Below are 7,851 nucleotides of genomic sequence, written 5' to 3' on the forward strand. Positions count from 1 at the left end.
CAAATACAATGTTATTAATGTTATTATGGAGGTAATGAATATGAGCTTTTTTGAAGAAACGGAAAAATTGACAATAGATCTTGTTAATATACCTAGTGTAACAAATAGTGAAGGTGAAAGAAGAGTAGCGGAAAAGATACTAGAGTATATTAATGGAATAGAATATTTTAAAAAGCATAAAGAATTTGTATGGGGAGTTCCCATAGAAGGAGATAAATATGGAAGAATGAATGTATTTGCGCTTCTTAAAGGAAAAAAGGGAGACTATAAGAATACGATAATCCTTCACGGTCATATTGATACCGTTGGAGTTGAAGACTATGGCGATCTTTCTTCATATGCTTTTGATCCAGTAACATTAAAAGAAAAATTACACAAAATAGCACTAAGTAAAGATGTAAAGAAGGATTTGGAAAGTGGAGACTGGATGTTTGGAAGAGGAGCAAATGATATGAAAAGCGGTGTCGCTGCTCATTTAGTGACTCTAAAAGAACTTAGTAAGTTAGAGGATAAACTTGAAGGTAATATACTTTTTATGGCTAATCCAGGAGAAGAAACACAGCATACGGGTATGATAAATTCATTGGATATGTTGGAAAAGCTTAAAAGAGAACATGGTCTAGAATATATGGTGGCAATAAACAATGATTATACCTCTCCGCTTTACGAAGGCGATACAAATAGATATATATATACAGGGACTGTTGGAAAGCTTCTTCCAAGTTTTTATATTTACGGCAGCGAGACTCATGTCGGCCAATGTTTTGAAGGACTTGACCCAAATCTTATAGCTGCAGAGTTAATTAAAGAAATAAATTATAATACTGATTTGTGCGATGAGTATAATAATGAATATACTGTCCCTCCAATTGCTTTGAAACTAAAGGATCTTAAGACAGAATATAATGTTCAGACACCATTAGTGTCTTATGTATACTTTAATTATATGATACATTCCATTGCAATTGAAAAAGTTATGGAGCTATTGTTTGGAATAGCAGAAAGATGTTTTAAAAATGTCTTGGAGCACTTAGATGAAGAGTATAGGAGTTACTGCAAGAAAGTTAACTTGGAGTACAAGAAGTTACCATGGGTACCAAAAGTTACAACATATACGGAATTATATGAAAGAGTAAAGAACAAGCTTGGAGATAAACTTGATGAGGAGATCCGACAAATAATAGATAATATGCTTCAGGAAGATGCAGATTCTAGAGAAATAGCATTAAATGTAGTTAATAAGGTTAGAGAATTGAGCGAGGATAAAGAGCCTGAAATAGTATTTTTCTTTTCACCTCCGTACTGCCCACATAGTACAATTAGAGCTACTGATGAGGCTGAAAATATACTCCTAAATGAAATTAAAGTCAGTGTAAACGGATTTGTTAGAGATGAAAATATACCTGAGTTTAAAATACTTCAGTTCTTTCCTAGCTTATCAGACAGCAGTTATCTAAAGATTCAAGATAATAGAGAATCAATAGAAACATTAATTAAGAATATGCCTGATTGGGGTAAAGCTTACAGCATACCTGTTGATAAGATTAAAAATCTGAGTATACCAGCTGTTAATTTTGGTATATATGGTAAGGATGCACACAAATGGACTGAAAGAGTTTATAAACCTTATAGCTTTGAAATACTTCCTAAACTTTTAATACATGTTATAAAAGAACTACTATAATTTCATTTATTACTTATATTAAATTGATATTGATTTAGGGGACAGATACCAAACTAGTGCGCAGTTTGTAATAGTTTGGTATCTGTCCCTTTCATATTTCCTAGGAAATATGAAAGATGATATAATTAAATTTATAGAGAATAAATAAAATTTATATTTATGGTAAAGCGGAGAAAGGGGGAAAATATGAAACTGTATATTTCGGATTTAGATGGAACATTATTAAATTCTGAACAGAGAATAAGTGAATATTCAAAACAAATTATAAACAGCCTTATTGAAAATGGAGTAAATTTTACAATAGCCACAGCTAGATCGTTAGAAGCTACTAAAAAAATAATTGATGGACTAAATCTTAACTTACCAATTATTTTGAATAACGGTGTATTCATATACGATGTTAATAAAAAGAGAAATGTAGTAGAACATTTTATTGATAAGTTTGCCTATAAGGCATTAATAGAATACATAAAATTAAAAGGACTGTCCCCGTTTATTTCAACAAAATTAATGGATAGATATAGGGTGTATTACTCAGGTATTCATAATTATGGTGAACAAGATTATGTGGAAGGAAGAGTAAAAAACGGTGACAAGAGATTTACTTTATCAAAGGATTATTCAGAATGCGGCGGTGAAAATGTTGTATGCATTTCGTTAATTGATGAGGAAGACAAGTTACTCCCTATATATAATTATCTTAAAAATGAATTTGATCTACAATACCATTTTGCTAGGGACATATACTCTAATTTTTATTGGTTGGAGATTACAAATAAGTATGGCAATAAAAGGCAAGCAGTGAAGTATCTAAAACGATATATAGGAGCAGATAAACTCGTATGCTTCGGCGATAATTTGAATGATAGTCCGATGTTTGAAGAGAGTGATGAAAAGTATGCAGTAAAAAATGCTAACCAAGCTTTAAAAAAAATGGCTACAGCTGTTATTGGAAGCAACGAAGAGGACGCGATAGCCAATTTCATTAAAGCTGATAATGCTGGGGACAGTCCTATCAAATAATGTACTACACTTCTATTACTTTTCTGTTAATTAATATATATATAACTACAAGTGCAAGTATACCGCCAATTAATGCTGTAATAAGTTGTGGTATACCCATCATAATTATGAGTTTATTAGCTACTTTTGATGGAATAGCTAACTTAAATAATGCTACTAGTTTCCTAGCTGAAAGTGATAAAAATGCAAATTTCAATATAGAGCCTATAAGTATGCCTAAGTATTTACCATAGCTTTTACTCTTTAAGAGTCCAAAGGCTAGTACAAAAATAATGTTGCCGATGATTATAAATGGTATGAAAGGTGCCATAGGGGATGGAAGTTGTCCAACTGCCCAGGCTAGTATTGGAGTTAATATACCTATTGATATACCCCATATAGTACCACAAACGAAAGTAGTGATTAGTAAGATTGCATTTATTAATGGTCCAACCATAAATTGGTTTATAGCAGGCAGATTTCTGCCTAAAAACTGTATAATAATAGCTAATGCTAGTAATAAAGCAGTTCTTGCGAGATTCTTAATTTGAATTGAGTTCATGTAATCACCTCTAAAATTATTTTTATTTTGAATCCTTATACTACTAATATACTACTAATAAATTTCTATGACAAAAATATGAAATACTTCATAAATAAAGTATTATAATATGTGAATAATTATTATTTTGTAAATGCTCCTTGGGAGAATGAGGCAGTTGTGCAGAAACTTTGATCAAATATGAAAAGTAGAATGTTCCATAAATAGCATTGACAGGTCAGCACCTTTTATTAACTGAATGACAAGTGATATTTACTGAAATCAGCTATGTTATATTAAAAAATAATTAAAGATAACTCATACATGTCAATAATTTTCCTTTGTGGATTTTTTAGATTGTAAGAGCTATCTTTATTATGCATAAATTTAATATTTATTTATTAGAAGTTAAGTAGCTGTCAAGAATTCCTATGGCTGCTGCTGCTTCTATTACAGGTAGTACTCTAGGAACTATACAAGGATCATGTCTTCCTTCTACAGTCAGTTTTGTATTTTTCATGTTTACTATGTCTATAGTGTCTTGTTCAAGTCCTATGGAAGCAGTTGGCTTTATTGCACATTTGAACACTATAGGCATTCCATTTGAAATTCCACCTATTATTCCACCATTGTTATTAGAAGTGGTTCTTATTTCACCATCAACTATGGCATATGGATCATTTGCTTCGATACCTGTCAATGAAGATATTTCAAAGCCTTTTCCAAATTCAACACCTTTCACTGCAGGTACTGAAAAAAGAAGGTGAGCAAGTGTACTTTCTATAGAATCAAAAAACGGATCACCTATTCCTGCTGGCATATTCAATATGGCACATTCAACTACGCCGCCAACAGAGTTTTTATTATCTTTAGCAGTCCTTATTGCTTGTTTCATATCTTCCGCAATGCTTTCATCTATAACTGGAAAAGCTAATGAAGATAGCTTTTTTACGAGGCTTTCTTCAAAATTTGCAAGGTCAAAAGCGGTATCTTTAATGTTGTGAATACTAAGAACATGACTAACTATCTTTATACCTTTAGAAGCAAGTATTTGCTTTGCTATAGCACCTGCAAATACAAGTGGAGCAGTTATACGACCTGAAAAGTGTCCGCTCCCCCTGAAATCGTTAAAGCCTTTATATTTAACCCTGCCACTGTAATCAGCATGACCGGGTCTCATTGCATAACGTAAATTATTATAATCACTAGATCTTGTATTTTTGTTTCTTATAATTGCACATAACGGAGCGCCAGTAGTGTGTTCTTCAAAATATCCGCTCAATATTTCGAAGGCATCCTCCTCTTTTCTAGGTGTGACTAAATCACTAGAACCAGGAGCCCTCCTTTTCATTTCTTTCCTTATAAAGTCTAAATCTAATTTTATACCTACAGGAAGACCGCTTATTACAATTCCGAGAGCTTCACCGTGTGATTCTCCGAAAATGGAATATTCTATCTGTTTGCCCCAAACTCCACTCATTAATAATGCCTCCTCTATCGATTGAAATGTTTAAGTACATTATATTATAACACCCTATTTGTGGCAAATAGAAAACATAAGATTAGTAATTAATAAGCATCAGTTGCAATAAAATAAGAAACTATATGAATATTAAGAGTCAGCGCATTAAAAGTGGTTTTTCAGGCTATTTATACATCTTACTATCCTTTGTAAATAGCCTGCTAAAGGTCATTTAGACCTTTCAACTAGGAGAGATTTTTCAGCCGACATAGGTCAATCACCACTTATTTTGAATATTTATTAGCTATTGAAGATGCAGCGTAGGAATCTGGTTTTGTATTGCAATTAAAACCGCTGCCTTTTACCCATCCAACTATTTCAGGAATAACAGAAGATGATGGTCCGTCATTTCCAGCATCTATATGAATGGCTATATCACAGTTACTATTATTTATCTCTAGATAAGAGGAAAGTTTTTGAGCCATTTCGATACTTAAGCTTGTTTCATAAAATAATTTTTGCCGGATATTAGTTATCTTTGTAACTTTCCTTACGTCATAAAAAAAGATTCCGCCGCTGCCTACGCGCCAAACAGCCACAACTACCACAACTTTTGTTATATCATAATTTTGTGAATCTGTTCCAACAGTTATATGATATTTATAATCTTGAGCAGCATTAATATATTTCTTTATTAAGTGACACATTCGTTTAAAAGACACTTCACCATGAGTGAGACTACGCATAATGTCCACCTCCAATAAAACTATTGCAAATAATTTTGTTATTATATTTATTATACTACTTTAGTATTTATAAAAAGTTAAGAAAATTATGCATTTTCAATAAATTTTGTATAAACGAAATAATAGAAGATTAACCATTGAAAAAAAAACGACAAAATGTTATTTTTATTTGTATGCTGCTAAAAGGGGGAGGAGAAATTACATGAAGAGAATTCTTAAAAAATTTATCAGCTACTATGGACCGTATAAAACTTTATTCTATGCGGATATGTTTTGCGCATTAATGCTTTCGGGTATTGATTTGGTATTTCCACTATTTGTGAGATTTCTGCAGAATGACGTATATTTGATGAATGATAAAGCTAAGATAATCAAATATATAATATATATTGGAATAATATTGATAGCCATGTATATAATAAAATATTTCTGCCAATATTTTATTACATCTTGGGGACATATAATGGGTGCTAAGATGGAAACAGATATGCGAAAAGATATTTTTGATCATCTTCAAAAGTTATCATTTTCTTACTATGATAACACAAATACTGGCAGGCTGATGTCAAGAATTGTGACAGATCTGTTTGATATATCAGAATTGGCACACCACGGCCCTGAAGATTTATTTATTTCTATGCTGAAGATAGTTGGCTCCTTTATTATATTGATGACCATTAATACTAAAATAACTATTGGCTTATTTATAATAACTATACTAATGCTGTATTTCTCTCTTGTTTACAATAAGAAGATGAAAAAAGTATTTAAAGAAAACAGAGAGAAAATTGCAGACGTTAATGCTCAGATTCAAGACAGTCTTTCAGGAATAAGGATAGTTAAATCCTTTGCCAATGAACATATTGAAAGTAAGAAATTTGAGAAAGGTAATAACGAATTTTTAAGATCAAAAGAGAAAAACTACTTTCTTATGGGTCAATTTTATAGCGGAAATGGATTTTTTCAAGGACTACTTAACTTGTTTGTAGTACTTGGCGGTGGAATATTCATAAGCATTGGACAACTAAATATATCAGATTTGTTAGTATATATACTATATATAAATATATATTTAAATCCTATAGATAAGCTCGTGAATTTTACGGAACAATATCAAAGAGGTATAACAGGATTTGAACGTTTTTTGGAAATTATCGAAACTGTACCAGATATAGAAGATAGTAAGGATGCTGTAGCAATAAAAAATGTTAGAGGAAATATAAGTTTGAAGAATGTTTCCTTTAGTTACAATGAGGAGCATAATGTTTTAGATAATATAAATATAGATATTCCAGCAGGGAAAACCATAGCTTTAGTTGGTCCATCCGGTGGAGGTAAAACTACATTATGCAGCCTTATACCGAGGTTTTATGAAATCACAGATGGCAAGATAGAATTGGATGGCATTGATATAAGAGATATAAAACTCAAAGCTCTGAGAAATTCTATTGGTATAGTTCAGCAGGATGTATACCTATTTGCAGGCAACATAAGAGACAACATAGCCTATGGAAAACCTGATGCTACTTATGAAGAAGTTATAGAAGCTGCTAAACTTGCCAATATACACGATTTTATAATGGAATTGGAAGATGGATATGAGACTTATGTAGGTGAGAGAGGGGTTAAGCTCTCGGGAGGACAAAAACAGAGAATATCAATAGCAAGAGTATTTTTAAAGAACCCTCCTATATTAATATTAGATGAGGCTACTTCTGCATTAGACAATGAAAGCGAAAAGTTCATTCAAAATTCTCTGGAGGAGTTATCTAAGAATAGGACGACTATAGTTATAGCGCATAGATTAAGCACTATACGTAGAGCGGATGAAATATTAGTGCTTACAGATGAAGGCGTAGTAGAGCGAGGAAACCACGATGAGCTTATAGAGCAAGATGGAACATATGCATATTTATATAATATGCAGTTTGATAACGTTGGATAGAATTATAAATAAAAGACGAACTAAGAAAGTGAATTAAATGAAGATAATATTTAGTAGTTAGTGTATGCTTTAGATAGGTAAGAGAAAAGAGTAAAGAGAAAAGTGAAGGAAGAAATTCTGCTGTGCAGAATTTCTGAGAATTTAAATCTGATTATCGGCAGATAATTTTCTAAAAACTAAGATAATACCTAACATTCTAAAAATATTATTAAAATAATTAGGATTATCTATACAATCAAAATTCAGCCCGGCTGAATTTTAACCTTCACTTATCACTTATCTCTTTTCTCTTTACTCTTAACTCTCATACCTATTTAATGCACTTTCTCTTAACTATTTCGTCTAGAGCATTTAGTTCGTCTTATATTTATATTACTAAATTAATAATGTTAATAAATATTGAACAGATTTCTGAATGCTTACAAACCGTTAACATATCTATAGAAAAGACGTATAAGAGATATATTATAG

General features: G+C 31.6%; 6 protein-coding genes. 3 read left to right on the forward strand and 3 right to left on the reverse strand.

The window, feature by feature from the left end; genetic code table 11:
- Positions 1–40 precede the first annotated feature (40 nt).
- Both CLORY_RS16735 and CLORY_RS16740 read left to right on the forward strand, forming a co-directional pair.
- Positions 41–1,684, forward strand: coding sequence for a M20/M25/M40 family metallo-hydrolase (locus CLORY_RS16735; protein WP_079426598.1), 1,644 nt, complete (start codon positions 41–43; stop codon positions 1,682–1,684).
- Positions 1,685–1,870: 186 nt separating this feature from the next.
- Positions 1,871–2,707, forward strand: a complete 837-nt coding sequence (locus CLORY_RS16740; protein ID WP_169911660.1) for an HAD family hydrolase — start codon at positions 1,871–1,873, stop codon at positions 2,705–2,707.
- A gap of 4 nt (positions 2,708–2,711) precedes the next feature.
- Here CLORY_RS16740 and CLORY_RS16745 read toward each other — a convergent pair whose 3' ends face one another.
- The 3 genes from CLORY_RS16745 to CLORY_RS16755 all read right to left on the reverse strand — a co-directional run bounded on the left by CLORY_RS16745 (position 2,712) and on the right by CLORY_RS16755 (position 5,435).
- A complete protein-coding gene (locus CLORY_RS16745) occupies positions 2,712–3,248 on the reverse strand; it encodes an ECF transporter S component (RefSeq protein WP_079426602.1) in 537 nt (178 codons plus the stop codon).
- Between the two features lie 373 nt (positions 3,249–3,621).
- A complete protein-coding gene (aroC, locus tag CLORY_RS16750; RefSeq protein ID WP_079426605.1) occupies positions 3,622–4,707 on the reverse strand; it encodes a chorismate synthase in 1,086 nt (361 codons plus the stop codon).
- Positions 4,708–4,973: 266 nt separating this feature from the next.
- Complete coding sequence (locus CLORY_RS16755; RefSeq protein ID WP_079426607.1) at positions 4,974–5,435, reverse strand: ribonuclease H-like YkuK family protein; 462 nt, start codon at positions 5,433–5,435, stop codon at positions 4,974–4,976.
- A gap of 202 nt (positions 5,436–5,637) precedes the next feature.
- Here CLORY_RS16755 and CLORY_RS16760 point away from each other — a divergent pair, with 202 nt between their 5' ends.
- Positions 5,638–7,380 (forward strand): ABC transporter ATP-binding protein, encoded by a 1,743-nt coding sequence (locus tag CLORY_RS16760; RefSeq protein ID WP_079426609.1) that lies wholly within the window; start codon positions 5,638–5,640, stop codon positions 7,378–7,380.
- The last annotated feature ends 471 nt before the right edge of the window (positions 7,381–7,851 follow it).

The sequence above is a fragment of the Clostridium oryzae genome, assembly GCF_002029235.1.
Classification (GTDB): domain Bacteria; phylum Bacillota; class Clostridia; order Clostridiales; family Clostridiaceae; genus Clostridium_AE; species Clostridium_AE oryzae.

Coding starts and splice junctions, on each gene's coding strand:
- CLORY_RS16735 (WP_079426598.1), top strand. CDS start 41: ATGAGCTTTTTTGAAGAAACGGAAAAATTGACAATAGATCTTGTTAAT.
- CLORY_RS16740 (WP_169911660.1), top strand. CDS start 1,871: ATGAAACTGTATATTTCGGATTTAGATGGAACATTATTAAATTCTGAA.
- CLORY_RS16745 (WP_079426602.1), bottom strand. CDS start 3,248: ATGAACTCAATTCAAATTAAGAATCTCGCAAGAACTGCTTTATTACTA.
- aroC (WP_079426605.1), bottom strand. CDS start 4,707: ATGAGTGGAGTTTGGGGCAAACAGATAGAATATTCCATTTTCGGAGAA.
- CLORY_RS16755 (WP_079426607.1), bottom strand. CDS start 5,435: ATGCGTAGTCTCACTCATGGTGAAGTGTCTTTTAAACGAATGTGTCAC.
- CLORY_RS16760 (WP_079426609.1), top strand. CDS start 5,638: ATGAAGAGAATTCTTAAAAAATTTATCAGCTACTATGGACCGTATAAA.